26 protein-coding genes are annotated in these 25,245 nt (G+C 62.6%); all 26 read left to right on the forward strand.

Annotated elements, in window-relative coordinates:
- Positions 1–107: 107 nt before the first annotated feature.
- The 26 genes from R3355_RS08000 (at position 108) to R3355_RS08125 (ending at position 25,235) form a co-directional block, all read left to right on the forward strand.
- Positions 108–1,322 carry a sensor histidine kinase gene (locus R3355_RS08000; RefSeq protein ID WP_318960881.1) on the forward strand — a complete coding sequence of 405 codons (1,215 nt, stop codon included), beginning with the start codon at positions 108–110 and terminating at the stop codon, positions 1,320–1,322.
- Between the two features lie 4 nt (positions 1,323–1,326).
- Positions 1,327–2,730: a sigma-54 dependent transcriptional regulator gene (locus tag R3355_RS08005; protein ID WP_318960772.1), complete on the forward strand. Its 1,404-nt coding sequence runs from the start codon at positions 1,327–1,329 to the stop codon at positions 2,728–2,730.
- Between the two features lie 196 nt (positions 2,731–2,926).
- On the forward strand, positions 2,927–3,256 hold the full coding sequence (fliE, locus tag R3355_RS08010; protein ID WP_238041713.1) for a flagellar hook-basal body complex protein FliE: 330 nt from the start codon (positions 2,927–2,929) through the stop codon (positions 3,254–3,256).
- 16 nt (positions 3,257–3,272) lie between these two features.
- The gene (gene fliF, locus R3355_RS08015) at positions 3,273–5,069 is read left to right on the forward strand and encodes a flagellar basal-body MS-ring/collar protein FliF (protein WP_318960773.1); all 1,797 of its coding nucleotides are present in this window, start codon (positions 3,273–3,275) and stop codon (positions 5,067–5,069) included.
- Entirely contained in the window at positions 5,062–6,078 is a 1,017-nt protein-coding gene (gene fliG / locus R3355_RS08020) for a flagellar motor switch protein FliG (protein ID WP_318947038.1), read from the forward strand. The genes fliF and fliG overlap by 8 nt, the downstream gene beginning before the upstream one ends.
- Positions 6,079–6,093: 15 nt before the next feature.
- Positions 6,094–6,900 carry a flagellar assembly protein FliH gene (gene fliH / locus R3355_RS08025; protein WP_318960774.1) on the forward strand — a complete coding sequence of 269 codons (807 nt, stop codon included), beginning with the start codon at positions 6,094–6,096 and terminating at the stop codon, positions 6,898–6,900.
- Positions 6,890–8,254 carry a flagellar protein export ATPase FliI gene (fliI, locus tag R3355_RS08030; protein ID WP_318960775.1) on the forward strand — a complete coding sequence of 455 codons (1,365 nt, stop codon included), beginning with the start codon at positions 6,890–6,892 and terminating at the stop codon, positions 8,252–8,254. Before fliH ends, fliI begins: the two co-directional genes overlap by 11 nt.
- Complete coding sequence (fliJ, locus tag R3355_RS08035; RefSeq protein ID WP_318947035.1) at positions 8,255–8,704, forward strand: flagellar export protein FliJ; 450 nt, start codon at positions 8,255–8,257, stop codon at positions 8,702–8,704. It begins immediately after the preceding gene.
- 139 nt (positions 8,705–8,843) lie between these two features.
- Entirely contained in the window at positions 8,844–9,149 is a 306-nt protein-coding gene (locus tag R3355_RS08040) for an STAS domain-containing protein (RefSeq protein ID WP_172147002.1), read from the forward strand.
- 9 nt (positions 9,150–9,158) lie between these two features.
- Positions 9,159–10,856 (forward strand): SpoIIE family protein phosphatase, encoded by a 1,698-nt coding sequence (locus R3355_RS08045; RefSeq protein WP_318960776.1) that lies wholly within the window; start codon positions 9,159–9,161, stop codon positions 10,854–10,856.
- Between the two features lie 30 nt (positions 10,857–10,886).
- Positions 10,887–11,240, forward strand: coding sequence for an Hpt domain-containing protein (locus R3355_RS08050; protein ID WP_318960777.1), 354 nt, complete (start codon positions 10,887–10,889; stop codon positions 11,238–11,240).
- A 143-nt stretch (positions 11,241–11,383) separates the two neighbouring features.
- Positions 11,384–12,661, forward strand: coding sequence for a flagellar hook-length control protein FliK (locus tag R3355_RS08055; RefSeq protein ID WP_318960778.1), 1,278 nt, complete (start codon positions 11,384–11,386; stop codon positions 12,659–12,661).
- Positions 12,662–13,012: 351 nt separating this feature from the next.
- Positions 13,013–13,534, forward strand: a complete 522-nt coding sequence (gene fliL / locus R3355_RS08060; RefSeq protein WP_318960779.1) for a flagellar basal body-associated protein FliL — start codon at positions 13,013–13,015, stop codon at positions 13,532–13,534.
- 57 nt (positions 13,535–13,591) lie between these two features.
- Complete coding sequence (fliM, locus tag R3355_RS08065) at positions 13,592–14,563, forward strand: flagellar motor switch protein FliM (protein WP_318947030.1); 972 nt, start codon at positions 13,592–13,594, stop codon at positions 14,561–14,563.
- 62 nt (positions 14,564–14,625) lie between these two features.
- Complete coding sequence (gene fliN, locus R3355_RS08070) at positions 14,626–15,096, forward strand: flagellar motor switch protein FliN (protein WP_318947029.1); 471 nt, start codon at positions 14,626–14,628, stop codon at positions 15,094–15,096.
- A gap of 20 nt (positions 15,097–15,116) precedes the next feature.
- Positions 15,117–15,566 (forward strand): flagellar biosynthetic protein FliO, encoded by a 450-nt coding sequence (gene fliO, locus R3355_RS08075; protein WP_318960780.1) that lies wholly within the window; start codon positions 15,117–15,119, stop codon positions 15,564–15,566.
- Positions 15,566–16,336 carry a flagellar type III secretion system pore protein FliP gene (gene fliP / locus R3355_RS08080; RefSeq protein ID WP_413243491.1) on the forward strand — a complete coding sequence of 257 codons (771 nt, stop codon included), beginning with the start codon at positions 15,566–15,568 and terminating at the stop codon, positions 16,334–16,336. Before fliO ends, fliP begins: the two co-directional genes overlap by 1 nt.
- A gap of 2 nt (positions 16,337–16,338) precedes the next feature.
- Positions 16,339–16,608, forward strand: coding sequence for a flagellar biosynthesis protein FliQ (gene fliQ, locus R3355_RS08085; RefSeq protein ID WP_318947027.1), 270 nt, complete (start codon positions 16,339–16,341; stop codon positions 16,606–16,608).
- Position 16,609: 1 nt separating this feature from the next.
- A complete protein-coding gene (gene fliR / locus R3355_RS08090) occupies positions 16,610–17,386 on the forward strand; it encodes a flagellar biosynthetic protein FliR (RefSeq protein WP_318947026.1) in 777 nt (258 codons plus the stop codon).
- A gap of 3 nt (positions 17,387–17,389) precedes the next feature.
- A complete protein-coding gene (gene flhB, locus R3355_RS08095) occupies positions 17,390–18,523 on the forward strand; it encodes a flagellar biosynthesis protein FlhB (protein ID WP_318960781.1) in 1,134 nt (377 codons plus the stop codon).
- A gap of 274 nt (positions 18,524–18,797) precedes the next feature.
- A complete protein-coding gene (gene flhA / locus R3355_RS08100; protein WP_318960882.1) occupies positions 18,798–20,906 on the forward strand; it encodes a flagellar biosynthesis protein FlhA in 2,109 nt (702 codons plus the stop codon).
- A 15-nt stretch (positions 20,907–20,921) separates the two neighbouring features.
- Entirely contained in the window at positions 20,922–22,223 is a 1,302-nt protein-coding gene (flhF, locus tag R3355_RS08105) for a flagellar biosynthesis protein FlhF (protein WP_318960782.1), read from the forward strand.
- Positions 22,224–22,338: 115 nt separating this feature from the next.
- The gene (gene fleN, locus R3355_RS08110; protein ID WP_318960783.1) at positions 22,339–23,169 is read left to right on the forward strand and encodes a flagellar synthesis regulator FleN; all 831 of its coding nucleotides are present in this window, start codon (positions 22,339–22,341) and stop codon (positions 23,167–23,169) included.
- Positions 23,166–23,912: an RNA polymerase sigma factor FliA gene (gene fliA / locus R3355_RS08115; RefSeq protein WP_318947666.1), complete on the forward strand. Its 747-nt coding sequence runs from the start codon at positions 23,166–23,168 to the stop codon at positions 23,910–23,912. The genes fleN and fliA overlap by 4 nt, the downstream gene beginning before the upstream one ends.
- Positions 23,913–24,052: 140 nt before the next feature.
- The gene (locus R3355_RS08120) at positions 24,053–24,427 is read left to right on the forward strand and encodes a chemotaxis response regulator CheY (RefSeq protein WP_170862135.1); all 375 of its coding nucleotides are present in this window, start codon (positions 24,053–24,055) and stop codon (positions 24,425–24,427) included.
- Between the two features lie 19 nt (positions 24,428–24,446).
- Positions 24,447–25,235, forward strand: a complete 789-nt coding sequence (locus tag R3355_RS08125) for a protein phosphatase CheZ (protein ID WP_318960784.1) — start codon at positions 24,447–24,449, stop codon at positions 25,233–25,235.
- Positions 25,236–25,245 lie beyond the last annotated feature (10 nt).

A 25,245-nucleotide genomic window follows, 5' to 3' on the forward strand; every position in this document is an offset into this window, starting at 1 on the left:
CTTGTTTTTCAAGTCATTGAAAATAAGGCAATTATTTTTAGGCACGGGTATTGCTAACTCTCTGCTAACTGACTGTCTTATGACGGCTCGCCAGGCGAGAGAGAATGATGAAGCCCAACGCCCAACCTTCCCAGAGTGCCGAACTCGAACCTGCTGCGTCTCAGGAGCTGGCCAGCCGCGCGAGCCTGGAGCAGGCCTTTGTCCGGTTCAACCAGATGTCGACTCAATTCAGCGAGTCCTACAGCATGCTGGAGGATCGGGTCGCCGAGTTGAAGGGGCAGTTAGCCCTGGTCAGCGCCCAGCGCATGCAGGAGCTGGCCGAGAAGGAGCGCCTGGCCTACCGCCTGCAGAGCCTGCTGGATCTGCTGCCGGGTGGGGTGATCGTCATCGACGGGCAGGGCGTGGTGCGTGAAGCCAATCCGGTGGCGCGCAGTCTGCTCGGCCTGCCGCTGCTCGGCATGCTCTGGCGGCAGATTATTGCGCGCAACTTCGCCCCGCGTGAGGACGATGGCCACGAAATTTCCCTGAAGGATGGTCGGCGCCTGTCGATTGCCACCCGCTCGTTGCAAGGCGAGCCGGGTCAGTTGGTGCTGCTCACCGACCTGACAGAAACCCGACGTTTGCAGGATCAACTGGCGCGGCACGAACGGTTGTCCGCTCTGGGGCGCATGGTCGCCTCCCTGGCGCATCAGATTCGTACGCCGCTGTCGGCCGCATTGCTCTATGCCAGCCATTTGACCGAGCAGGTATTGCCGGTCGAGCAGCAGCAGCGATTTGCCGGGCGTTTGAAAGAGCGGCTGCATGAGTTGGAGCATCAGGTACGCGACATGCTGATCTTCGCCCGTGGTGACCTGCCGCTGCCGGATCGCCTGACACCCAAGGCACTGTTTGAGGCGCTGCAGGCGGCGGCCGAGCCCCATGTGCGCGGCATGACCGTGCGCTGGCAATGCGACAGCCGTGACGGCGAGTTGCTGTGCAACCGCGACACCCTGGTCGGCACCGTGCTGAATCTGATCGAGAATTCGATTCAGGCTGGCGGCCGCGAGGTGCGCTTGAAGATTCATCTGTATCAGCGTGGCAACAACCTGCGCCTGTGCATCAGCGACAGCGGCCCGGGTATCGATCGTGTCACCCTGGCTCGGCTGGGCGAACCTTTCTTTACCACCAAGACCACCGGTACCGGCCTCGGTCTGGCCGTGGTCAAAGCGGTGGCGCGCGCCCATCAGGGCGAACTGCAGATGCGTTCGCGGATTGCGCGCGGTACCTGTGCCTTATTGATTTTGCCGTTGATTCCCGCGGCGCAACCCTTGATTCAGGAGTAGCACCATGGCTGCCAAAGTTCTGCTGGTCGAAGACGACCACTCCCTGCGCGAAGCCCTGGCCGACACCCTGGCGCTGGGTGGTCACGATTACCGTGCGGTGGATTGTGCCGAGGCGGCGTTGGTGGCGTTGACGCAGGAGCCCTTCGGCCTGGTGATCAGCGATGTGAATATGCCGGGCATGGACGGTCACCAGCTGTTGGCTCTGATTCGTCAGCGCCAGCCGCAACTGCCGGTGCTGCTGATGACCGCTTTCGCGGCGGTCGAGCGTGCGGTAGATGCGATACGCCAGGGAGCGGCAGATTATCTGGTCAAGCCGTTCGAGCCGAAAACCTTGCTGGCCCTGGTCGATCGCCATGCCCTCGGGCGCGTACCGGCGGCCGAGCAGGACGGTCCGGTGGCACTGGAGCCGGCCAGCGTGCAATTGCTCGAGCTGGCGACGCGGGTGGCGCAGAGCGATTCGACGGTGTTGATCACCGGCGAGTCCGGCACCGGCAAGGAGGTGCTGGCGCGTTTCATTCACCAGCAGTCGCCACGGGCGGCAAAACCGTTCATCGCGATCAACTGCGCGGCGATTCCCGACAACATGCTCGAGGCCACGCTGTTCGGCCATGAGAAGGGATCCTTCACCGGCGCCATTGCCAGCGCGCCGGGCAAGTTCGAGCTGGCCGAGGGCGGCACCATTCTGCTCGATGAAATTTCCGAAATGCCGCAAGGCTTGCAGGCCAAGCTGTTGCGCGTGCTGCAGGAGCGTGAAGTGGAGCGGGTGGGTGGGCGCAAGCCGATCAGTCTGGACATTCGTGTGCTGGCCACCAGTAACCGCGACCTGGCCGGCGAAGTGGCGGCGGGGCGCTTCCGGGAAGATCTCTACTATCGTCTGTCGGTCTTCCCGCTGGCCTGGCAGCCGTTGCGTGAGCGGCCGGCCGATATCCTGCCGTTGGCCGAGCGGCTGCTGGCCAAGCACGTCAAAAAAATGAATCACGCGCCTATTCGTCTTTCGCCGCAGGCCCAGGCGAGCCTGGTGAATCATGCCTGGCCGGGTAATGTGCGTGAGCTGGACAACGCCATTCAGCGCGCGCTGATCCTGCAGCAGGGTGGCTTGATCCAGCCGCAGGACCTGTGCCTGACGGCGACTGTTGGCAGTCTTGCGCCTGCGCCCAGGCCGTTACTGGCGGTAGTGCCGGCGAGTGTTCCGGTGACGCCTGAGGTGGTTACGACCGAGGCTGGTGCCTTGGGTGAAGACCTGCGTCGGCATGAGTTCCAGATGATCATCGATATCCTGCGCTCCGAGCGCGGGCGTCGCAAAGAAGCCGCCGAGCGCCTGGGCATCAGCCCGCGCACCCTGCGTTACAAGCTGGCGCAGATGCGCGATGCCGGCATGGATGTGGAGGCTTATCTGTTTGCCAGCTAGTGCTGGCAGCGGCAAGCCGTAAGTTACAGGCGGCAAGTAACAGCAAAAGCCCGCTCCGGATGAAACCGTCTGGAGCGGGCTTTTTCTTGCCGCTTATGGCTTGAAGTCTGTAGCTGCGTCTATCTGGCACCCTTGTTGCAATACCTCTGCTACGAGCCGCGTAGTGTCAAAAAACCGCGGCCAGTGGAGGAAGGTCATGAGCCAGGGTATTGAATTCAATCGCTTGATGCTGGAAATGCGTTCCATGCAGACCGAAGCGATGGCGCGGCAGAAGCCTGTCGCCAGTGCGCCGGAACCCGGCGCTCCGAGCTTCTCGGATATGCTCGGTCAGGCGGTGAACAAGGTCAACGAAACCCAGCAGGCCTCCAATCAACTGGCCACTGCCTTTGAAATGGGCAAGAGCGGGGTGGACTTGAGCGATGTGATGATTGCCTCGCAGAAAGCCAGCGTGTCTTTCCAGGCCATGACCCAGGTGCGCAACAAACTGGTTCAGGCGTATCAAGACATCATGCAGATGCCGGTTTAAGGGTAGGTTCTAGATCATGGCCGACGCACTCGCCACCAACGTTCCCGCCACCACTGCTGGCAATGATTCGAGCAAGCCGCTGTTCGGCCTGGCGTTTCTGGAAAACCTCTCGGATATGTCGATGCTGCGCCAACTCGGCCTGCTGGTCGGTCTGGCTGCCAGCGTCGCCATTGGTTTTGCCGTGGTGCTCTGGTCGCAACAGCCGGATTACCGTCCGCTGTATGGCAGCCTGGAGGGGATGGACGCTTCCCAGGTCATGCAGACGTTGGGCGCCGCCGACATCAGCTATACCGTCGAGCCCAGTTCGGGCGCCCTGTTGGTCAAGGCAGATGACCTGGCGCGGGCGCGCATGCGTCTGGCCGCCGCCGGCGTGGCACCGAGCGATAACAACATAGGGTTCGAGATTCTCGACAAGGAACAGGGCCTCGGCACCAGTCAGTTCATGGAGGCCACGCGCTATCGCCGTGGCCTGGAAGGCGAGTTGGCGCGCACCGTGTCCAGCCTCAACAACGTCAAGGGCGCGCGCGTGCACCTGGCCATTCCGAAGAGTTCGGTGTTCGTGCGTGACGAGCGCAAGCCCAGTGCTTCGGTGCTGGTCGAGTTGTATTCGGGTCGTGGCCTGGAGCCGAGCCAGGTGATGGCCATCATCAATCTGGTGGCGACCAGCGTGCCCGAGCTGGACAAGTCACAGGTCACGGTGGTCGACCAGAAAGGCAACCTGCTGTCCGATCAGCAGGAAACGTCCGCGCTGAGCATGGCCGGCAAGCAGTTCGACTACAGCCGGCGCATGGAGAGCATGCTCACCCAGCGCGTGCACAATATCCTTCAGCCGGTGCTCGGTGCCGGGCGCTACAAGGCCGAGGTGTCGGCTGATGTCGACTTCAGTGCGGTCGAGTCCACTTCGGAAATGTTCAACCCGGATCAGCCGGCGTTGCGCAGCGAACAACAGGTCAACGAGCAACGCAGCAGCGGCAGCCAGTCGCCGCTGGGCATACCGGGGGCCCTGAGCAATCAGCCGCCGGGCGCCGCTGGCGCCCCCGAACAGGCCGCTGGCGGGGCTGCCGCAGGCGGGGCGATTGCCGCGGGTCAGCCGCTGGTGGACGTCAACGGCCAGCAGGTCATGGACCCGGTGACCGGTCAGCCGATGCTGGCGCCTTTCCCGGCGGACAAGCGCGAACAATCGACGCGCAATTTCGAACTGGATCGCTCGATCAGCTACACCAAGCAGCAACAAGGGCGTCTGCGTCGTCTGTCGGTGGCGGTGGTGGTCGACGATCAGTTCAAGGTCGATGCGGCCACCGGCGAAACCAGCCGCACGCCCTGGACCATCGACGAACTGGCGCGCTTCACCCGCCTGGTGCAGGACTCGGTCGGCTTCGATGCCAGCCGCGGCGACAGCGTGAGCGTGATCAATACGCCGTTTTCCGCCGTGATCGGCGAAGAAATCGCCGAGATTCCGTTCTACACCCAGCCCTGGTTCTGGGACGTGGTCAAGCAAGTGCTCGGCGTGCTGTTCATCCTGGTGCTGGTCTTCGGCGTGTTGCGCCCGGTGTTGAACAACATCACCGGTGGCGGTAAAGGCCGGGGACTGGCAACTGGCGGTCGCCATGGCGATGCCGAACTGGGTGATATGGGTGGCCTGGACGGCGAGTTGGCGGCCGACCGGGTCAGCCTCGGCGGCCCGCAAAACATCCTCCTGCCGAGCCCGAGCGAGGGGTATGATGCGCAGCTCAATGCGATCAAGAGCCTGGTGGCAGAAGATCCGGGTCGCGTCGCCCAGGTGGTGAAAGAGTGGATCAACGCCGATGAATGAGAACCGTACAGCCGCCAAGTTGAGCAAGGTCGAGAAGGCCGCGATCCTCCTGCTCTCGCTCGGTGAAACCGATGCCGCACAGGTGCTGCGCCACCTCGGGCCGAAGGAAGTGCAGCGCGTCGGCGTGGCCATGGCCGGCATGCGCAACGTGCACCGCGAGAAGGTCGAGCAGGTGATGGGCGAATTCGTCGACATCGTCGGCGACCAGACCAGCCTGGGCGTGGGTGCCGACGGCTATATCCGCAAGATGCTGACCCAGGCCCTGGGCGAAGACAAGGCCGGCAACCTGATCGACCGCATCCTGCTCGGCGGCAGTACCAGCGGCCTGGACAGCCTGAAATGGATGGAGCCGCGCGCCGTGGCCGACGTGATCCGCTACGAGCATCCGCAGATCCAGGCGATTGTGGTGGCCTACCTCGACCCCGACCAGGCCGGTGAGGTGCTTGGCCATTTCGATCACAAGGTGCGTCTGGATATCGTCCTGCGCGTGTCCTCGCTGAATACCGTGCAGCCGGCCGCACTCAAGGAACTCAACCAGATTCTCGAGAAGCAATTCTCCGGCAGCTCCAACAGCACCCGCGCCAGCATGGGCGGGGTCAAGCGGGCGGCCGACATCATGAACTTCCTCGACAGCTCGATCGAGGGCCAGTTGATGGACTCGATCCGCGAAGTCGACGAAGACCTGTCGTCGCAGATCGAAGACCTGATGTTCGTCTTCGACAACCTCGCCGAGGTCGACGACCGCGGCATCCAGGCGCTGCTGCGCGAGGTCTCCTCCGATGTGCTGGTGCTGGCGCTCAAGGGCGCGGATGAGGCGATCAAGGAGAAGGTGTTCAAGAACATGTCCAAGCGTGCGGCCGAGTTGCTGCGCGACGATCTGGAAGCCAAGGGCCCGGTGCGGGTCAGCGACGTGGAAACGGCGCAGAAGGAAATTCTCACCATTGCCCGGCGCATGGCCGAAGCCGGGGAAATCGTCCTCGGTGGCAAGGGTGGCGAAGAGATGGTTTAACCGGAGAAGATTGGCATGGCCCCCAAGGAAGCGCCCAGCGAGTTGATTCGCGCCCAGGACATCAGCATCATCGACCGCTGGGCATTGCCCAGCTTCGACCCGCATGTCGAGGATACCGGCACTGATCCGGCAAGCGAGGCCGGTGCTGCCGAAGCCGAGTCCGCCGAGGCGGGGCAGGCCGAGTCCGAGGAGGTGGCCCTGGAGGACGTCAAGCCGTTGACGCTGGACGAGCTGGAGGCGATTCGCCAGGACGCCTACAACGAAGGCTTCAGCACCGGCGAGAAGGACGGTTACCACAGCGGTCAGCTGAAAGCCAAGCAGGAAGCCGATGCCGCGCTGGCAAGCAAAATGCTCGCGGTCGAGCAACTGATGCAGCAACTGTTCGAGCCGATTGCCGAGCAGGATCAGCAGTTGGAAGTGGCACTGGTCAATCTGGTCAGCCACATGGCCCGCGAGGTGATTCAGCGCGAACTGAACAGCGACTCCAGTCAGATTCGCCAGGTCCTGCGCGAAGCCCTCAAGTTGCTGCCGATGGGCGCCGGCAATGTGCGTATCCAGCTCAATCCGCAAGACTTCGAGATGGTCAAGGCCCTGCGCGAACGGCATGAGGAAAGCTGGCGGATTGTCGAAGACGACGCCTTGTTGCCTGGCGGTTGCCGGGTCGAGAGTGAGCACAGTCGCATCGATGCGAGCATCGAAACCCGCCTCGCCCAGGCGCTCAAGCAGCTGTTCGAGCAGCAGCGCGAGCAGGCCACACACCCGCTCCCGGCCGATATTCAGCTCGATCTGGACGTGGCCAGGGAGCCACCGCATGCGTCTTGAGCGCACCAGTTTCGCCAAGCGCCTGGCCGGTTACAGCGATGTGCTGCAGGTGCCCAGCCAGCCCGTGGTCGAGGGGCGTTTGCAGCGCATGGTCGGCCTGACCCTGGAAGCCGAGGGGCTGCGTGCCGCCCTTGGCAGTCGCTGCCTGGTGATCAACGATGACAGCTATCACCCGGTGCAGGTCGAAGCCGAGGTGATGGGCTTTTCCAGCGGCAAGAGCTACCTGATGCCGGTCGGCAGCCTGGCCGGTATCGCGCCGGGGGCGCGGGTGGTGCCGATACCTGACAGCGGGCGTTTGCCGATGGGCAAGTCGATGCTTGGTCGGGTGCTGGACGGCACCGGGCGAGCACTGGACGGCAAGGGCGGGATGAAGGCCGAAGACTGGGTGCCGATGGATGGGCCGACGATCAATCCGCTGAAACGCCACCCGATCAGCCGGCCGCTGGATGTCGGTATCCGCAGCATCAACGGCCTGCTCACGGTCGGGCGCGGCCAGCGTATCGGTCTGTTCGCCGGCACCGGGGTCGGCAAGAGCGTGCTGCTGGGCATGATGACGCGCTTTACCGAGGCCGACATCATCGTGGTCGGCCTGATCGGCGAGCGTGGCCGCGAGGTCAAGGAGTTCATCGACGAGATCCTCGGCACCGAGGGCATCAAACGTTCGGTGGTGGTCGCCTCGCCAGCGGACGATGCGCCGCTGATGCGTCTGCGCGCGGCGATGTATTGCACGCGCATCGCCGAATACTTTCGCGACAAGGGCAAGAACGTCCTGTTGCTGATGGATTCGCTGACCCGTTTCGCCCAGGCCCAGCGCGAGATCGCCCTGGCCATTGGCGAGCCGCCGGCGACCAAGGGCTATCCGCCGTCGGTGTTTGCCAAGCTGCCAAAACTGGTCGAGCGCGCCGGTAATGCCGAAGAGGGCGGCGGTTCGATCACGGCGTTCTACACGGTATTGAGCGAAGGCGACGACCAGCAGGATCCGATTGCCGACGCCGCGCGCGGCGTGCTCGACGGCCATATCGTGCTGTCGCGGCGCCTGGCCGAGGAGGGCCATTACCCGGCCATCGACATCGAGGCCTCGATCAGCCGGGTCATGCCGCAGGTGGTGACCAGCGAGCACCAGCGCAACGCCCAGCGCTTCAAGCAGCTGTGGGCCCGCTATCAGCAGAGCCGCGACCTGATCAGTGTCGGCGCCTACGTGCCCGGTGGCGATGCCGATACCGACCTGGCCATCGCGCGCCAGCCGGCGATGGTCAGATACCTGCGCCAGGGCCTGGGCGACAGTGAAAGCCTGGAACGCAGCAGTGCGCTGCTGGCGGCGACCTTCAACCCCAACGCCGCGCCGGGGGGCTAAGTGTCGATAAGCCGCGCCGCGCGTCTGGCGCCGGTTATCGAGATCGCCGAGCGCGCCGAACGCGAGGCCGCCATGCAGCTCGGCCACTGTCAGGGGCTGCTGAGCCAGGCTCAGGTCAAGCTGGGCGAGTTGGAACAATACCGCGGCGATTATCAGCAACAGTGGATCAGCGAAGGCCAGCGCGGGGTTTCCGGGCAATGGCTGATGAACTATCAGCGTTTTCTTTCCCAGCTGGAAACCGCGATCGGCCAGCAACGCCAGAGCGTGGCCTGGCATGGCAACAACCTGGACAAGCTGCGGGTGGTCTGGCAACAGCGCTATGCGCGCCTGGAAGGCCTGCGCAAGCTGGTTCAGCGCTATCAGGAGGAGGCCCGCCTGAGTGCGGACAAGCGCGAGCAAAAACTCCTCGACGAGTTGGCACAACGAATACGTCGGGACGATTCAGCTTGATTGCCAGTTGCCGCTTACGCCTGCGAGTGCTACATCTTGATCACACGGATTGTGCCTCCAGGTTCGTTCAGGCGCGATAACCATCGCGCCGCCTTGTTTGGGGTGTGATCGACTGTTCTGCTCGAGTAAGGAGTTCTGTATGGCCATCACCTCGCTGCCTTCGCCTGATGGGCAAGAGTTGACCATTGTGATTCAGGGACGTTTCGATTTCGGCGCGCATCAGGAATTTCGTGATGCCTATGAGCGCGTCAACCTCAGCCCCAAACGCTATGTTGTGGACCTCAAGGGCACCACCTATCTCGACAGTTCGGCACTCGGCATGTTGCTGTTGTTGCGCGATCACGCCGGTGGCGATCACGCGCAGATCCGCTTGCTCAATTGCAACCCGGATGTGCGCAAGATCCTCGCCATCTCCAACTTCGAACAGTTGTTCCAGATCACCTAGGTTCGAGTCATGCCTGCGCGCCTGTCGATTCTGATCGCCGAGGACAACGCGGCCGACCGCATGCTGTTGTCGACCATCGTCAGCCGTCAGGGCCATCGCAGTCTGACCGCCAGCAATGGTCTGGAGGCGGTCGCCTTGTTCGCGCGGGAGCGTCCGCAGCTGGTGCTGATGGACGCCCTGATGCCGGTCATGGACGGTTTCGAGGCGGCACGCCGGATCAAGCAGATGGCCGGCGAGGAGCTGGTGCCGATCATCTTCCTGACCTCGCTGACCGAAGGCGAAGCGCTGGTGCGCTGCCTGGAGGCGGGCGGTGACGACTTTCTCGCGAAACCCTACAACCGGGTGATCCTCGAGGCCAAGATCAATGCCATGGATCGCTTGCGCCGCCTGCAGGACACCGTGCTGCAGCAGCGCGACCTGATCGCCCAGCATAATGAGTACCTGCTCAACGAGCAGCGTGTGGCCAAGGCGGTGTTCGACAAGGTGGCGCATTCCGGTTGCCTCGCCGCGCCGAATATCCGCTACCTGCAATCGCCCTATGCGTTGTTCAACGGCGACCTGCTGCTCGCCGCGTTCAAGCCTTCCGGCGGCATGCATGTGCTGCTCGGCGACTTTACCGGCCATGGCCTGCCGGCGGCGATCGGCGCCATGCCGCTGGCCGAGGTGTTCTATGGCATGACCGCCAAGGGTTATTCCCTGACCGAGATCCTGCGCGAGATCAACGCCAAGCTCAAACGCATCCTGCCGCTGGGCGTGTTCTGTTGTGCCACCCTGCTCAATATCAGCTTCCAGCGCCGGGTCGTGGAGGTGTGGGGCGGCGGCTTGCCGGACGGTTATCTGCTACGCGCCAACGGCGGCGAGCGGGTGCCCCTGGTGTCGCGGCATCTGCCGTTGGGGGTGTTGGAGCCGGCAGCGTTCAATGACCGCTACGAGGTCTTCCCGCTGGAGTTGGGCGATCGGGTTTTCCTGCTGTCCGATGGCGTACTGGAAGCCTGCAACCAGCAGGGCGAATTGTTCGGCGAGAGGCGCCTGCTTCGGGTGTTCTCCACCAATCGGCAGCCGGCGCACTTGTTCGCGGAGATCCAGCAGGCGCTGCTGCATTTTCGCGGCGAGCTGCAAGACGATGTCAGCCTGGTCGAAGTCAGCATGGTCGAGGAGGGCAGCCTGAACCGTGGCCCCTTGATCTTCACCGGCAGCGGCCAGAACAGTCCGCTGGATTGGTCGGCGAGTTTCGAGTTTCGTGGCGAGACCCTGCGCCGTTTCAATCCACTGCCGTTCCTGTTGCAGTTGCTGCTCGAGGTCGAGGGCTTGCGGCCCCAGGCCGGCGCGCTCTACAGCGTACTTGCCGAGCTTTATTCGAATGCCCTGGAGCACGGGGTGCTGGGGCTGGATTCGAGCTTGAAATGCGACGCTGAAGGCTTCGCCGAGTATTACCGGCAGCGCAGCACCCGCCTGGCTCAGATACGTGAGGGCTATGTGCGTTTCCATCTGCAACTGGTCCCCGAGCCTGCCGGTGGGCGTTTGACCGTACGGGTCGAAGACAGTGGCCAGGGCTTCGATGGGCAGGCGATCCTGCAGCAACAGCTGCGCGTTGACCGCTTGTGTGGGCGCGGCCTGGCTCTGGTTCGTCAATTGAGTGAGCGCTGTACCTGGCCGGAGGATGGGCAGGGGGTTAGCGTGGAGTTTTCCTGGTTGGCTGGGGCATAATCCCGCGCCTGATGATCAGGGAGCGAGCAGATGTCAGATATACATCTCGATAGCGCCGTACTGGCCGCGTTGCAGGATGTCATGGAGGATGAGTATCCGGTGTTGCTGGATACCTATCTGGCGGACTCCGAAGAGCGCCTGCGCCTGTTGCGCCAGGCCATGCGTGAGGCTGATGCACAGGGCCTGCGCCTGGCGGCGCACAGCTTCAAAGGCAGTTGCAGCAACATGGGCGCACCCATGCTCGCCGGCTTGTGCAGAGAACTGGAAGAAGCCGGTCGGCGCGAGTTGCTGGACGAGGCGCCCGAGCTGATCGAGCAAGTCGAGCGTGAATTTGCCATCGTGCGCATTCTGTTCAAGTCCGAGCGTCAGCGTTACAGGAGATGAAAAGGGGGCTGGATCTGTCACGGGTCTCGGCGGTTGTGCTGGCCTGGTTGGCGGCGCAGGCCCCCCATTTCCCCGGCTTGCCGCCAACTTGGCCCGGCCTTTGCTAAATCTATGGCACGACCCCATTTGAATGGAGAATGCCCATGGCCGTCGCCCCCGATCCGCTCCTCCGGTCGGTACCGCAACTAAAGCCGAAAACATCTGCGGGCAAAGCCCCGGAGAAGCCGGCCGAGCCCCGCAAGAACGAGGCTTCCAGTTTTGCCCAGGTGTATGCCAAGGAGCGTCAGGCGAAAGCCGCAGAGCGCAGCGATGCATCTGCCAAGCCCAATCGTGAAGCGAAATCCGCGGCCCAGGATGCGCAGAGCCCGCAAGCGCCGGAGGCTGCGGCTGTCGCTCAGCAGTCGGAATTTGCCGATAGCGGCAAACTTTTGCCGAGCGATGCCGCTGTGGATGATCCTGCCCTCGATCCGTTGCTGACGCTGGACATGGTTGCTCAACAGCCACTCGATGGCGAGGCGGCAGATATCGGCCTCGATCTGGAGCTCGCCGGTGAGCCGCAGCCGCTGATGACGACCGCCCTGTCGGGAGCCTGGCCGCCGCCGACTCAGGTGCCAGCGGCCAACGCCGATCCTGAACTGGATGGGCTGGAGCAACTGCCGGCCGTGCGCATGGCTTTGGAGTTGGGGGCGAAAGCCAAGGCGGCAGTGGCCGAGCAGAATGCGCCAGGTAGTGTGGCGACGCAAACGGCGCAGAGCGCCGGACAAAGCTTTGCCAGCGCCCTCGCGGCCATGGGCACTCAACAGGCGGAGCCCGAGGTCGAGCTGCCGTCGCTCGAGCTGACCGCGCAGGGCCTGGAGGCGCTCAAGGAGAGCGCCGCCGACACACGGCCGGAGAACTTCGTCGCCAAACTCAGTGCGCTGAGTCAGGCTGTTGCTCAGCAGGCCTCGCAAGCGCCGCGCACCGGGTTGATGGCCGGCCAGCCGGTACCCATGCACCAGGCCGGTTGGGGCGAGGCAGTGGTGGACCGGGTAATGCTGCTCTCCAGTCAGAACCTCAAGTCCGCCGAGATTCAGCTCGACCCGGCCGAACTGGGACGCCTGGAGGTGCGCATCAGCGTCAATCAGGAGCAGACTCAGGTGACCTTTGCCAGCGCCAACGCCGGGGTGCGTGAAGCCCTCGAAGGGCAGATGCACCGGCTGCGCGAGATGTTTGCCCAACAAGGCATGAACCTGCTCGATGTCAATGTTTCCGATCAGTCGCTCAACCGCGGCTGGCAGGGGCAGGGCGGCGATGGCAAGGGGCGTGGCGACGCGGGTAACGAGTTGCTGGGCGGGGTTGACGAGGAGCTTGCGCCCCACGCTGTGGAGCTCAAGGGCAGCCTGCCCGGCAGCGGGCGCGGCATGGTCGACTATTACGCTTGACCAGGTGCGCGGCAAGCGTCGCGCCTGGGCAACCGGTTGACGGGTATCGCTGCGCTCAAGCCTATGCGGCCCGCCGTATCCTACAAAAAACCTGCCCTGCCTCCGAACGGACAGTCGCCCGCCCCCGCAATGGGGCGGGCGTGGGTGTTTTCGGGTGACAGCGGGAGGCGAGACTGGTATACCCGCTGGCCATCGTTGAGTCGAAACGCAATTACCCATGTTGGCGCGCTAGTGGCTAGGCGCTTCCCGTGCCGGATGTCCGACGAGTTGCTGATAGTTGCAAGCTGGCATAACACTTGCTCTCAACCCTTTGAACACGGATTGAACTCCGATTAGTGACGGATAATTGGCATGGCTAAGAAAGACACGGCGCAAGATTCGGTAAGCGCCGAGGTGAAACCGGCCGGTAAGTTGAAGCTCATCATCGTGATTGTCGTGGCCCTGCTCCTGGCTGTGGGGCTGTCGGTGGGCGGCACCTGGTTCTTCCTCAACAAGGGCGCGGCCCAGAGTGAGGTTGCGACGGAGTCCGCAGAACCTGCGGTGCCCGTCAAGCAAGTGGCGATTTACGAAGAGCTGATGCCGGCGTTCGTGGTCAACTTCACCCATAACGGTCGGCCGCGCTACATGCAGGTCAGCGTTGCCTTGCTGGTGCGTGACCAGGTGGCGCTCGATGCGCTCAAGGTGCATATGCCGGTGCTGCGCAACCGTCTGGTGATGCTGTTCTCCGGTCAGGATTTCGAGACATTGATTACCCCGGTGGGCAAGGAAATGCTGCGCCAGCAGGCTACGGCCAGCGTGCAGGAACTGGCGCAGCAGGAGACGGGGAAACTGACCGTCGAGCAAGTGCTGTTCACCAATCTGGTGCTGCAATAGGGCGTGTTCGCAGCGCCAGCGTGAACCGTCTTTCAAGACCCTAGAGGGGAGCCCCACATGGCTGTGCAAGACCTGCTTTCCCAGGATGAAATCGACGCGCTGCTGCATGGCGTCGATGACGGCTTGGTCGAGACCGAGGACGAAGCCGAGCCGGGAAGCGTCAAACAATATGACCTGACCAGCCAGGACCGCATCGTTCGTGGGCGCATGCCGACCCTGGAAATGATCAACGAGCGTTTCGCCCGCTATACCCGCATCAGCATGTTCAACCTGCTGCGGCGTTCGGCGGATGTGGCTGTGGGCGGCGTGCAGGTGATGAAGTTCGGCGAGTACGTGCACTCGCTGTATGTGCCGACCAGCCTCAATCTGGTCAAGATGAAGCCACTGCGTGGCACCGGGCTGTTCATCCTCGATGCCAAGCTGGTGTTCAAGCTGGTCGACAACTTCTTCGGTGGCGATGGTCGCCACGCCAAGATCGAGGGCCGCGAGTTCACCCCGACCGAGCTGCGGGTGGTGCGCATGGTGCTCGATCAGGCGTTTATCGACCTCAAGGAAGCCTGGCATGCGGTGCTGGACATCAACTTCGAGTACGTCAACTCGGAGGTCAATCCGGCCCTGGCCAACATCGTCAGCCCCAGCGAAGTGATAGTGGTGTCGACCTTCCATATCGAGCTGGACGGCGGTGGCGGCGACCTGCACATCACCATGCCCTATTCGATGATCGAACCGATCCGCGAGATGCTCGATGCCGGTTTCCAGTCCGATGTCGACGACCAGGACGAGCGCTGGGTCAAGTCTCTGCGCGAAGACATCCTAGACGTCAGCGTGCCGCTCGGCGCCACTGTGGCCAAACGCCAACTGCGGCTGCGCGACATCCTGCACATGCAGCCGGGCGATGTGATTCCGGTGGATATTCCCGACAAGGTAATCATGCGTGCCAATGGCGTCCCGACCTTCACGGTCAAGCTCGGCGCACATAAAGGCAATCTGGCGCTGCAAGTGCTAGAGCCCATCGACCGCCAGCGCTGACAGGGTGTCATTGCACAGCACTGCGCTCGCCCAACCCGCTACCAGCCAGCCGAGGACATACGATGGCAGACGAAAATGAACACACCACTCCCGAGGAACAGGCGCTGGCCGACGAGTGGGCCGCCGCCTTGTCCGAATCAGGCGACGATGCCAATCAGGATGATATCGATGCCATGCTCGCCGTCGGCGGGGCGGCTGCGCCGGCTCCGCCACGCGCACCCATGGAAGAGTTCGGCGGCGTGCCCAAGGGCAACCTGCCGGTCAACCTGGAGGGGCCCAACCTCGATGTGATTCTCGATATCCCGGTGTCGATCTCCATGGAGGTCGGCAACACCGATATCACCATCCGCAACCTGCTGCAGCTCAACCAGGGCTCGGTGATCGAGCTCGATCGTCTCGCTGGCGAGCCGCTCGATGTGCTGGTCAACGGCACCCTGATCGCCCACGGCGAAGTGGTGGTGGTCAACGAGAAGTTCGGCATCCGCCTGACCGACGTGATCAGTCCCAGCGAGCGGATCAAGAAACTGCGCTAATGCGCCGACAGAGCCCGATCATGCACAGATTTTTTGCTATCCCCCTGTTCCTGCCGTTCACCGCCCTGGCCGCCGAACCGGCCGCGCAAGCGGCCACGCCCATGGCCGGCAGCGGCATGGCCGGGCAACTGGTGCAGTTGCTGCTTGGTCTGCTGCTGGTGATCGGCCTGATCTTCCTGCTCGCCTGGCTGATGCGCCGGGTGCAGCAGCTAGGTCCGCGCGGCAGCCAGCAGGTGATCAAGATAGTCGCCAGCCAGGCGCTCAGCCCGCGCGATCGCCTGGTGCTGGTCCAGGTCGGTGGCGAGCAGATTCTCCTCGGCTTGACGCCGGGACGCATCGCGCCCTTGCATGTGCTGAAAGAGCCGGTGCACCTGCCCGACGGCGAGCCGGCCTCGACCGAGTTCGCCCAGCGCCTGATGGAGCTGCTGGGCAAGGATCAGTCGGGCAAGGATCAGAAGGACAAGTCTTGATGAGTGCGTTGCGCCTGCTGCTGGTTCTGCTGTTCTCCCTGCTCGCGCCCATGGTTTTTGCCGGCGAGGTGTTTGCCGCCGACAATCCGTTGTCGATCCCGGCGATCACCCTGAGCACCGATACCGAAGGCCAGCAGGAGTATTCGGTCAGCCTGCAGATCCTGTTGATCATGACGGCGCTGAGCTTCATTCCGGCCTTCGTCATGCTGATGACCAGTTTCACCCGCATCATCATCGTGTTCTCCATCCTGCGCCAGGCCCTGGGCCTGCAGCAGACGCCGTCCAACCAGATTCTCGTCGGCCTGGCACTGTTTCTCACCCTGTTCATCATGGCGCCGGTGTTCGAGCAGATTAACAAGGATGCCTTGCAGCCTTATCTCAGCGAGCAATTGCCGGCCCAGGAGGCGATTGCCAAGGCCGAGGTGCCGCTGAAGAACTTCATGCTGGCGCAGACCCGCGAAAGCGATCTGGAGTTGTTCATGCGCCTGTCCAAGCGCAACGATATTGCCAGCCCGGAAGATACGCCCCTGGTCATCCTGGTCCCGGCGTTCGTCACCTCCGAGCTGAAGACGGCGTTCCAGATCGGCTTCATGATCTTCATCCCGTTCCTGGTGATTGACCTGGTAGTGGCCAGTATCCTCATGGCCATGGGCATGATGATGCTCTCGCCGCTGATCATTTCTCTGCCGTTCAAGATCATGCTGTTCGTCCTCATCGATGGCTGGGCGCTGATCATGGGTACCCTGGCCGCCAGCTTCGGAGGGACCTAGCCATGACGCCCGAGGTAGCCGTCGACCTGTTTCGCGAGGCGCTGTGGCTGACCGCCACCATAGTCGCGATCATAGTCGTGCCCAGCCTGCTGGTCGGCTTGATGGTCGCGATGTTCCAGGCCGCGACCCAGATCAACGAACAGACCCTGAGCTTTCTGCCGCGCCTGCTGGTGATCCTGGTCACCCTGATCGTCGCCGGACCCTGGTTGGCCCAGCGCATGATCGAGTACACGGAGAATCTGATTATGAACATTCCTATGCTGATCGGCTGACATGCTGGAACTGAGCGATGCGCAGATCGGCGGCTGGGTGGGCTCCTTCCTGCTGCCGCTGTTTCGCATTGCGGCGTTGTTGATGGTGATGCCGATCACTGGTACGCAGTTGGTGCCGATGCGCGTGCGCCTGTATCTGGCGTTGGCGATCTGCCTGGTGTTGATGCCCAACCTACCGCCGATGCCGCAGGTCGATGCGCTGAGTCTGCCGACATTTATTCTGATCGCCCAGGAAGTACTGATCGGGGTGATGCTGGGCTTTATCCTGCAGCTGTTCTTTCATGCGTTCGTCATCGCCGGACAGATAGTGGCGACGCAGATGGGCCTGGGTTTCGCCTCCATGGTCGACCCGGCCAACGGCATCTCGGTGGCGGTGATCGGGCAGTTTCTGCTGATGCTGGTGACCTTGCTGTTTCTCGCCATGAACGGCCATCTGGTGGTCTTCGAGGTGCTGGCCGAGAGCTTCGTCACCCTGCCGGTTGGGGGTGGTTTTCTGGTCGAGCACTATTGGGAGCTGGCCAATAAGCTGGGTTGGGTGATAGGTGCGGCGCTGATTCTGGTGTTGCCGGCGATCACCGCGCTGCTGGTGGTCAACCTGGCCTTCGGGGTGATGACCCGCGCCGCGCCGCAGCTGAACATTTTCTCCATCGGTTTTCCGCTGACCCTGGTCGTGGGGTTGGTGATCTTCTGGATTGGCATGGCCGATATTCTTGCGCAGTACCAGGTATTCGCCAGCGAAGCCCTGCAACTGTTGCGCGAAATGGCGCGGGCGAGTTAAGCCATGGCCGAATCGGAGAGCGGTGCCGATAAAAGCGAGGAACCCACGGAGAAACGCCTTCGTGAATCCCGTGAGAAAGGTCAGATTGCCCGCTCCCGCGAGCTCAACACCCTGGCGATCATGCTGGCCGGGGCTGGTGGCCTGCTGGCCATTGGCGGCAGCCTGGGCAGTGCCTTGCTGTCGATCATGAGCGGCAACTTCTCCCTGTCGCGCGAGGTGATCATGGACGAGCGCTCCATGATGATCTGGCTGCTGGCCTCCGGCAAAGTCGCCGTGGATGCCGTGCTGCCCTTGTTTCTGGCCTTGCTGGTTGCCTCGATTGTCGGCCCGATTTCATTGGGTGGCTGGCTGTTCTCGGCCAAGGCGATGGCGCCCAAGATGAGCCGAATGAATCCGTTGGCGGGGCTCAAACGGATGTTCTCGGCCAAGGCGCTGGTCGAGTTGCTCAAGGCGCTGGCCAAATTCACCCTGATACTTGCCGTGGCGCTGGCCGTGCTGTCGGCCAACGTCGACGACTTGCTGGCGATGGCCCACGAGCCGATTGAATCGGCGATTCTGCATGCGGCCCAGGTGGTTGGCTGGAGTGCGCTGTGGATGGCCTGCGGGCTGGTGCTGATTGCGGCGGTGGATGTGCCGTTCCAGCTCTGGGACAACAAGCAGAAGATGATGATGACCAAGCAGGAAGTGCGCGACGAGTACAAGGACAGCGAGGGCAAGCCCGAGGTTAAGCAGCGTATTCGTCAGTTGCAGCGCGAGATGGCCGAGCGGCGCATGATGCAGGCCGTGCCGCAGGCGGACGTGGTGATCACCAACCCGACCCACTTCGCCGTGGCCCTGAAGTACGACCCGAGCAAAGGTAGTGCGCCGGTGTTGCTGGCCAAGGGCGGCGATTTCACCGCATTGAAGATTCGCGAGATCGCTCAGGCGCACCAGGTCATGCTGTTGGAGTCGCCGGCACTGGCGCGGGCGGTGTTCTACTCCACCGAGCTGGACCAGGAAATTCCCGCCGGCCTCTACCTGGCAGTGGCCCAGGTACTGGCCTACGTCTACCAAATCCGTCAGTACCAGGCCGGCAAGGGCAAGCGCCCGGCGCCGCTGCCGGACCTGCCGATCCCGCCGGATTTACGCCGCGAGTAGGTCGGGTTAGCGGCGCTGGCCGGCGGATTACCGGTATCCACGCCCTTCGAGCGCCGCGTATCCCGACATGGCGTCAGCAGGCCTGACGCGGCGATGGGGTGCCCCGCGCCCAAATAGCGGTCTCGAGCGAATATCGGCTCAGAGGCTCACCCCATCCCTCATCCCTCGGCCAGGCAAAGTTGGACAGCTTCTTGCAAACCCCTTGGCAAAGGCGCGGTTAGCGTCAAAAGATTGAATTGGCTGGGGTAGGGATGTGGCAGTAGATCGCTCACAAATGGTCGGCAACGTGCGCAGCAACCTGTCCGGGTTGCGCGAGGGCAACCTGGGCATCCCCTTGATGCTGCTGGTCATGCTCGGCATGGTCATGCTGCCGATTCCGCCGTTCCTGCTCGACGTGTTGTTTACCTTCAGCATCGCCCTGTCGATCGTGGTGCTGCTGGTCGGCATCTATGCCTTGCGCCCGCTGGACTTTGCGGTGTTCCCGACCATCCTGCTGGCGGCAACCTTGCTCCGTCTGGCGCTGAACGTCGCCTCCACCCGCGTGGTGCTGCTCAACGGCCATGACGGCCATGGCGCGGCGGGGCAGGTGATTCAGGCCTTCGGCGAGGTGGTGATCGGCGGCAACTACGTGGTCGGTATCGTGGTGTTCGCCATCCTCATGATCATCAACTTCGTGGTGGTGACCAAGGGCGCTGGGCGGATTTCCGAGGTCAGCGCACGCTTCACCCTGGACGCCATGCCCGGCAAGCAGATGGCCATCGACGCCGACCTGAATGCCGGCCTGATCGATCAGGCGGAAGCCAAGACGCGTCGTTCCGAGGTCTCCCAGGAGGCCGACTTCTATGGCTCGATGGACGGTGCCAGCAAGTTCGTCCGTGGCGATGCCATCGCCGGTCTGCTGATTCTGTTCATCAACCTGATCGGTGGCATCGCCATCGGCATCTTCCAGCACGACCTGAGTTTCGCCGATGCCGGCAAGGTCTACACCCTGCTGACCATCGGCGACGGCCTGGTCGCCCAGATCCCCTCGCTGCTGCTGTCGACCGCCGCGGCGATCATGGTCACCCGCGTCTCCAGTTCGGAAGACATGGGCGCCCAGGTCAATCGGCAGATGTTCGCCTCGCCGCGTGCCCTGGCCGTGGCGGCGGCGATCATGATCGCCATGGGCCTGGTGCCCGGCATGCCGCATTTTTCCTTTATCAGCCTGGGCCTGGTCGCTGCGGCCGGCGCCTACTGGATCGCCAACAAGCAGCGCCAAGTCAAGGAAGAGGAGGTGCATGAGGTGCAGCGCCAGCAGGAACTGCTGCCGGCCCAGCGTGCCCAGGAGGTCAAGGAGCTCGGCTGGGACGACGTCATGCCGGTGGACATGGTCGGCCTGGAGGTCGGCTACCGGCTGATTCCGCTGGTTGACCGCAACCAGGGTGGCCAGTTGCTCGCGCGGATCAAGGGCGTGCGCAAGAAGCTCTCCCAGGAGATGGGCTTCCTCATGCCCTCGGTGCATATCCGCGACAACCTCGATTTGCAGCCCAGCGCCTACCGCCTGACCTTGATGGGCGTCAGCGTGGCCGAGGCCGAGGTCTACCCGGATCGCGAGTTGGCGATCAATCCGGGTCAGGTATTCGGCACCCTCAACGGGGTTGCCGCCAAAGATCCGGCGTTCGGTCTGGAGGCGGTGTGGATCGACCCGAGCCAGCGCGATCAGGCGCAATCGCTGGGCTACACCGTGGTCGATGCCAGCACCGTGGTCGCTACCCACCTCAATCAGGTTTTGCACAAGCACGCCCATGAGCTGCTGGGGCATGAGGAGGTCCAGCAGCTCATGCAGCTGCTGGCGAAAAGCTCGCCGAAGCTGGCCGAGGAGCTGGTGCCGGGCCTGGTCTCGCTGTCGACCCTGCTCAAGGTGCTGCAGGCATTGCTACAGGAGCAGGTGCCGGTGCGCGACATCCGTACCATCGCCGAAGCCATCGCCAACGTGGCGCCGAAGAGTCAAGATCCCGCCGCGATGGTCGCGTCAGTGCGGGTCGCCCTGGCTCGCGCCATCGTGCAAAGCATAGTGGGACTAGAGCTGGAGCTGCCTGTGATCACCCTTGAGCCGAGGTTGGAACAGATATTGCTAAACAGTCTACAGAAGGCCGGTCAAGGCTCCGAGGAGGGCATCCTCCTGGAACCGGGCATGGCCGAGAAGCTGCAGCGTTCCCTGGTGGAAGCAGCGCAGCGCCAGGAAATGCTCGGTAAGCCAGTGATCCTGCTGGTAGCCGGACCGGTTCGGGCGATGCTCTCGCGGTTTGCACGGTTGGCAGTGCCGAGTGTGCACGTGCTGGCTTACCAGGAAATCCCGGACAACAAGCAGGTCACCATCGTCGCGACGGTGGGGCAGAATTAACCGAGGTAACAGGCCATGCAGGTTAAACGTTTTTTCGCTGCCGATATGCGCCAGGCCATGAAGCTGGTTCGCGATGAGCTCGGCGCGGACGCCTCGATCATCGGCAACCGCCGGGTTGCCGGCGGTGTCGAGTTGACTGCCGCACTGGACTACCAGATTCCCGCCGCACCTGCCCGGCAACCGAACCCGGAGCTGGAAGCCGAGTTGCGCCAGACCCAGGCCCGTATCGCCGCGGCCCAGACCGAACTGGTCACGCGCAGCCAAGCCGACGCCAGCAAGGATCGCCAGCTGTTTGCCGAAGAGCCGGCAGCGCCGCTCGACAGTCTGGATAGCGCGTTGCGCATGGCCGCGCCGACGCCGATGACAACCAGCGACCAGGGCGCACTGGAAGCCATGCGTTCCGAGTTGCACGGCTTGCGTGAGTTGCTCGAGGTGCAGCTCGGCTCCATGGCCTGGGGCCAGATGCAGACGCGTCGGCCACAGCAGGCCAACCTCTGGCGGCGCCTGCAGCGCATGGGCCTGCCCGCCGAGTTGTCGCGGGTGTTGCTCGAGCGCGTGGCGAATGTCGCCGAGCCGCGCCAGGCCTGGGGCATGTTGCTCGCTCACCTGGCCCATGCGATTCAAACGCCGCAGCAGGAGCCGCTGGAGGAGGGCGGGGTGATTGCTCTGGTCGGTCCTGCCGGCATGGGTAAAACCACTACCCTGGCCAAGCTGGCCGCGCGTTATGTGCTCAAGTACGGCGCTCAGCATGTCGCCCTGGTCAGCCTGGACAGTTATCGGATTGGCGCCCAGGAACAACTGAAGACCCTGGGGCGTATTCTCAATGTGCCGGTGACCCTGGTCGATCCGGGGCAGTCGTTGACCCAGGCTCTGGCCCCATTGGCGCGCAAGCGTGTGGTCTTGATCGATAGCGCCGGTCTGCCGGCCAGCGATCCCGCCCTGCACATGCAGCTCGAGACCCTGGCCAGTCGCGGCATCAAGTCCAGGAATTACCTGGTCCTGGCCGCAACCAGCCAGAGCCAGGTGCTCAAAGCCGCCTACCACAGCTACAAGCGCTGCGGTCTTTCCGGCTGCATCCTGACCAAACTGGATGAGGCCACCAGTCTGGGCGAAGTTTTAGGTCTGGCTATTGGCCAGCGTCTACCGGTAGCCTATCTGACTGATGGACCACGGATTCCGGATGATTTGCAGGTGCCACGCAGCCATCAGTTGGTGAGCCGTGCGGTAGGACTGCAAAGCGCCGAGGATCCGAGCGAAGATACGATGGCCGAGATGTTTGCCGGGCTTTATCAACATCCGGCGCGGCGCGCCGGTTAATGGCCACTGCGAGTGGTCCAGCGATATGCGGCGATGCGTGGTGCCCGGCAGTGGATTGGCGGAGTACAGGCAGCCACATAGTTCCAGTCGAAGTCAGACAAGGTGTGTAGATAACATGGGTATGCATCCCGTACAGGTGATTGCGGTGACCGGCGGCAAGGGTGGCGTCGGCAAGACCAATGTGTCGGTGAATCTGGCGCTGGCGCTGGCTGATCTCGGTCGGCGGGTGATGGTGATGGACGCCGACCTGGGCCTGGCCAACATCGACGTGCTGCTGGGCCTGACGGCCAAGCGCACACTGGCCGATGTGATCAGTGGCGAGTGCGAACTGCGCGATGTGGTGCTGCAAGGCCCCGGCGGCATTCGTATCGTGCCCGCGGCCTCCGGCACGCAGAGCATGGTGCAGCTCTCGCCCATGCAGCATGCCGGCCTGATCCAGGCCTTCAGCGACATCAGCGACAACCTCGATGTGCTGATCATCGATACCGCTGCCGGTATCGGCGACTCGGTGGTCAGCTTCGTCCGCGCCGCCCAGGAAGTGCTGGTGGTGGTGTGTGACGAGCCGACTTCGATCACGGACGCCTATGCGCTGATCAAGCTGCTCAATCGCGACCATGGCATGAGCCGTTTCCGCGTGCTGGCGAATATGGCGCACAGTCCACAGGAAGGCCGCAACCTCTTTGCTAAGCTGACCAAGGTTACCGACCGCTTCCTCGACGTCGCGCTGCAATATGTCGGCGCGGTGCCTTACGATGAATCGGTACGCAAGGCCGTGCAGAAACAGCGTGCGGTCTACGAAGCGTTCCCGCGTTCGAAGTGTTCCCTGGCGTTCAAGGCGATTGCCCAGAAGGTCGATGCCTGGCCGCTACCGGCCAACCCGCGCGGTCATCTGGAGTTCTTCGTCGAACGCCTGGTGCAACAACCGGCCGCGGACACGGCCATATGACACCAGCTTCTGGACTCCGTATGTATAGCAAGGCTCAGACCCAGGACGCCCAGCACCAGTTGATCGAGCGCTATGCGCCCCTGGTCAAGCGGATTGCCTATCACTTGTTGGCGCGCTTGCCGGCCAACGTGCAGGTAGATGATTTGATCCAGGCCGGGATGATTGGTCTGCTCGAAGCCTCGAAGAAATACGATTCCAGCAAGGGTGCCAGTTTCGAAACCTTCGCCGGCATCCGCATCCGCGGTTCGATGCTCGATGAGGTGCGCAAAGGCGATTGGGCGCCGCGTTCGGTGCACCGCAACAGCCGCATGGTCAGCGACGCAATTCGGGTAATTGAAGCAAGAACCGGTCGCGACGCTAAAGATCAAGAGGTTGCGGCCGAACTCCAATTGAGTCTCGAGGATTACTACGGCATTCTTGGCGACACTTTGGGCAGCCGGCTGTTCAGTTTCGACGATCTGTTGCAGGACGGCGAGCATGGCGGACTGCGTGAAGACGTCCACAGCACCCACCCCGAACCCTCGCGTGAACTGGAGGAGGAACACTTCCAGGCGGCGTTGGCCGATGCCATCAGCCACTTGCCCGAGCGGGAGCGGTTGGTGTTGGCGCTGTATTACGATGAAGAGCTGAATCTCAAGGAAATTGGTGAGGTTCTGGGGGTTAGCGAATCGCGCGTCAGCCAGTTGCATACTCAGTGTGCCGCACGTTTGCGTGCACGACTGGGGGAATGGCGAGCGAGCTAAGCAGTTAAATCAGCAGGCCGTTGCAAAACCTGGCGAGTTCAGGCGTTCTGCAGCAGCCTGTCAGGCCGGTTTCACGATTAAAAGCGTACCCAGGTGCTGGGTTCGTTTGGGACTGTACGGAGGTCGACTTGGACAAAAACATGAAAATCCTCATCGTTGACGACTTTTCAACGATGCGCCGGATCATCAAGAACCTCCTGCGTGACTTGGGGTTTACCAATACCGCAGAGGCCGATGACGGCACCACTGCACTGCCGATGCTGCACAGCGGCAGTTTCGATTTTCTGGTGACTGACTGGAATATGCCAGGCATGACCGGGATCGACTTGTTGCGTGCGGTGCGCGCCGACGAGCGTCTGAAGCACCTGCCGGTGTTGATGGTGACCGCCGAAGCGAAACGCGATCAGATCATCGAGGCCGCGCAAGCCGGGGTGAATGGCTATGTGGTCAAACCGTTCACAGCCCAGGTGCTGAAAGAAAAGATTGAAAAAATCTTCGAGCGGGTCAACGGCTGATGTCTGCCGCGAGGGCACTATGGAACACGATGATTCCGCTCAGGGTGACTTCGAGTCGACCCTGAAAGTTCACGCACGCCAATTGGTGGATAGCCTGGAACACGGCGATTTTGGCGAAGCGGTGCAATTGATCAACGATATCAACAAGGTGCGCGACCGTGGGCTGTATCACGAGGTCGGCAAGCTGACGCGCGAGCTGCATAACGCCATCGTCAATTTTCAGCTCGATCCGCGGGTGCCGCATGCCAAGGAAGTGTCGCAAATCACCGACGCGACCGAACGCCTGAACTATGTGGTGACGATGACCGAGAATGCGGCCAATCGCACCATGGATCTGGTCGAACTGAGTTCTCCGCTGGTCAACGGCATCGGCGCCGAGGCGCAGAGCCTGAGTGCCGACTGGGGCCGCTTCATGCGCCGGGAAATGGGCGCCGACGGCTTTCGTGACCTGGCCAGGCGGATTGAACTGTTCCTCGCCAATAGCGAGCGTGACAGCGTTCAGGTCTCCGCCCATCTCAACGATATTCTGCTCGCGCAGGATTATCAGGATTTGACCGGTCAGGTGATCAAGCGGGTAACCCAGTTGGTCACCGAAGTGGAAAGCAACCTGCTCAAACTGGTGCTGATGGCCAGTCAGGTCGATCGTTTTGCCGGTATCGAGCATGACCACGCCGTGCTGCGTGCTGAACAAGAACAACAAAAAGAGCCTTCCCACGGTGAAGGTCCGCAGATTCATGCCGATAAGCGTGAAGACGTCGCATCCAATCAGGATGACGTCGACGATCTGCTTTCCAGTCTGGGATTTTAGGAGCACGTCA

This window comes from Pseudomonas sp., assembly GCF_033723075.1.
GTDB lineage: Bacteria > Pseudomonadota > Gammaproteobacteria > Pseudomonadales > Pseudomonadaceae > Aquipseudomonas.

Excerpts from the sequence above, each read along its gene's own strand:
- fleN (WP_318960783.1), top strand. The coding sequence starts at position 22,339 with ATGGGTATGCATCCCGTACAGGTGATTGCGGTGACCGGCGGCAAGGGT.
- R3355_RS08005 (WP_318960772.1), top strand. The coding sequence starts at position 1,327 with ATGGCTGCCAAAGTTCTGCTGGTCGAAGACGACCACTCCCTGCGCGAA.
- fliF (WP_318960773.1), top strand. The coding sequence starts at position 3,273 with ATGGCCGACGCACTCGCCACCAACGTTCCCGCCACCACTGCTGGCAAT.
- fliG (WP_318947038.1), top strand. The coding sequence starts at position 5,062 with ATGAATGAGAACCGTACAGCCGCCAAGTTGAGCAAGGTCGAGAAGGCC.
- flhA (WP_318960882.1), top strand. The coding sequence starts at position 18,798 with ATGGTCGGCAACGTGCGCAGCAACCTGTCCGGGTTGCGCGAGGGCAAC.
- R3355_RS08040 (WP_172147002.1), top strand. The coding sequence starts at position 8,844 with ATGGCCATCACCTCGCTGCCTTCGCCTGATGGGCAAGAGTTGACCATT.
- R3355_RS08045 (WP_318960776.1), top strand. The coding sequence starts at position 9,159 with ATGCCTGCGCGCCTGTCGATTCTGATCGCCGAGGACAACGCGGCCGAC.
- fliQ (WP_318947027.1), top strand. The coding sequence starts at position 16,339 with ATGACGCCCGAGGTAGCCGTCGACCTGTTTCGCGAGGCGCTGTGGCTG.
- fliO (WP_318960780.1), top strand. The coding sequence starts at position 15,117 with ATGCACAGATTTTTTGCTATCCCCCTGTTCCTGCCGTTCACCGCCCTG.
- fliM (WP_318947030.1), top strand. The coding sequence starts at position 13,592 with ATGGCTGTGCAAGACCTGCTTTCCCAGGATGAAATCGACGCGCTGCTG.
- flhB (WP_318960781.1), top strand. The coding sequence starts at position 17,390 with ATGGCCGAATCGGAGAGCGGTGCCGATAAAAGCGAGGAACCCACGGAG.
- R3355_RS08055 (WP_318960778.1), top strand. The coding sequence starts at position 11,384 with ATGGCCGTCGCCCCCGATCCGCTCCTCCGGTCGGTACCGCAACTAAAG.
- R3355_RS08120 (WP_170862135.1), top strand. The coding sequence starts at position 24,053 with ATGAAAATCCTCATCGTTGACGACTTTTCAACGATGCGCCGGATCATC.
- flhF (WP_318960782.1), top strand. The coding sequence starts at position 20,922 with ATGCAGGTTAAACGTTTTTTCGCTGCCGATATGCGCCAGGCCATGAAG.
- fliA (WP_318947666.1), top strand. The coding sequence starts at position 23,166 with ATGACACCAGCTTCTGGACTCCGTATGTATAGCAAGGCTCAGACCCAG.
- fliE (WP_238041713.1), top strand. The coding sequence starts at position 2,927 with ATGAGCCAGGGTATTGAATTCAATCGCTTGATGCTGGAAATGCGTTCC.
- fliI (WP_318960775.1), top strand. The coding sequence starts at position 6,890 with ATGCGTCTTGAGCGCACCAGTTTCGCCAAGCGCCTGGCCGGTTACAGC.
- fliP (WP_413243491.1), top strand. The coding sequence starts at position 15,566 with ATGAGTGCGTTGCGCCTGCTGCTGGTTCTGCTGTTCTCCCTGCTCGCG.
- fliN (WP_318947029.1), top strand. The coding sequence starts at position 14,626 with ATGGCAGACGAAAATGAACACACCACTCCCGAGGAACAGGCGCTGGCC.
- fliH (WP_318960774.1), top strand. The coding sequence starts at position 6,094 with ATGGCCCCCAAGGAAGCGCCCAGCGAGTTGATTCGCGCCCAGGACATC.
- fliR (WP_318947026.1), top strand. The coding sequence starts at position 16,610 with ATGCTGGAACTGAGCGATGCGCAGATCGGCGGCTGGGTGGGCTCCTTC.
- R3355_RS08050 (WP_318960777.1), top strand. The coding sequence starts at position 10,887 with ATGTCAGATATACATCTCGATAGCGCCGTACTGGCCGCGTTGCAGGAT.
- fliL (WP_318960779.1), top strand. The coding sequence starts at position 13,013 with ATGGCTAAGAAAGACACGGCGCAAGATTCGGTAAGCGCCGAGGTGAAA.
- R3355_RS08125 (WP_318960784.1), top strand. The coding sequence starts at position 24,447 with ATGGAACACGATGATTCCGCTCAGGGTGACTTCGAGTCGACCCTGAAA.
- R3355_RS08000 (WP_318960881.1), top strand. The coding sequence starts at position 108 with ATGAAGCCCAACGCCCAACCTTCCCAGAGTGCCGAACTCGAACCTGCT.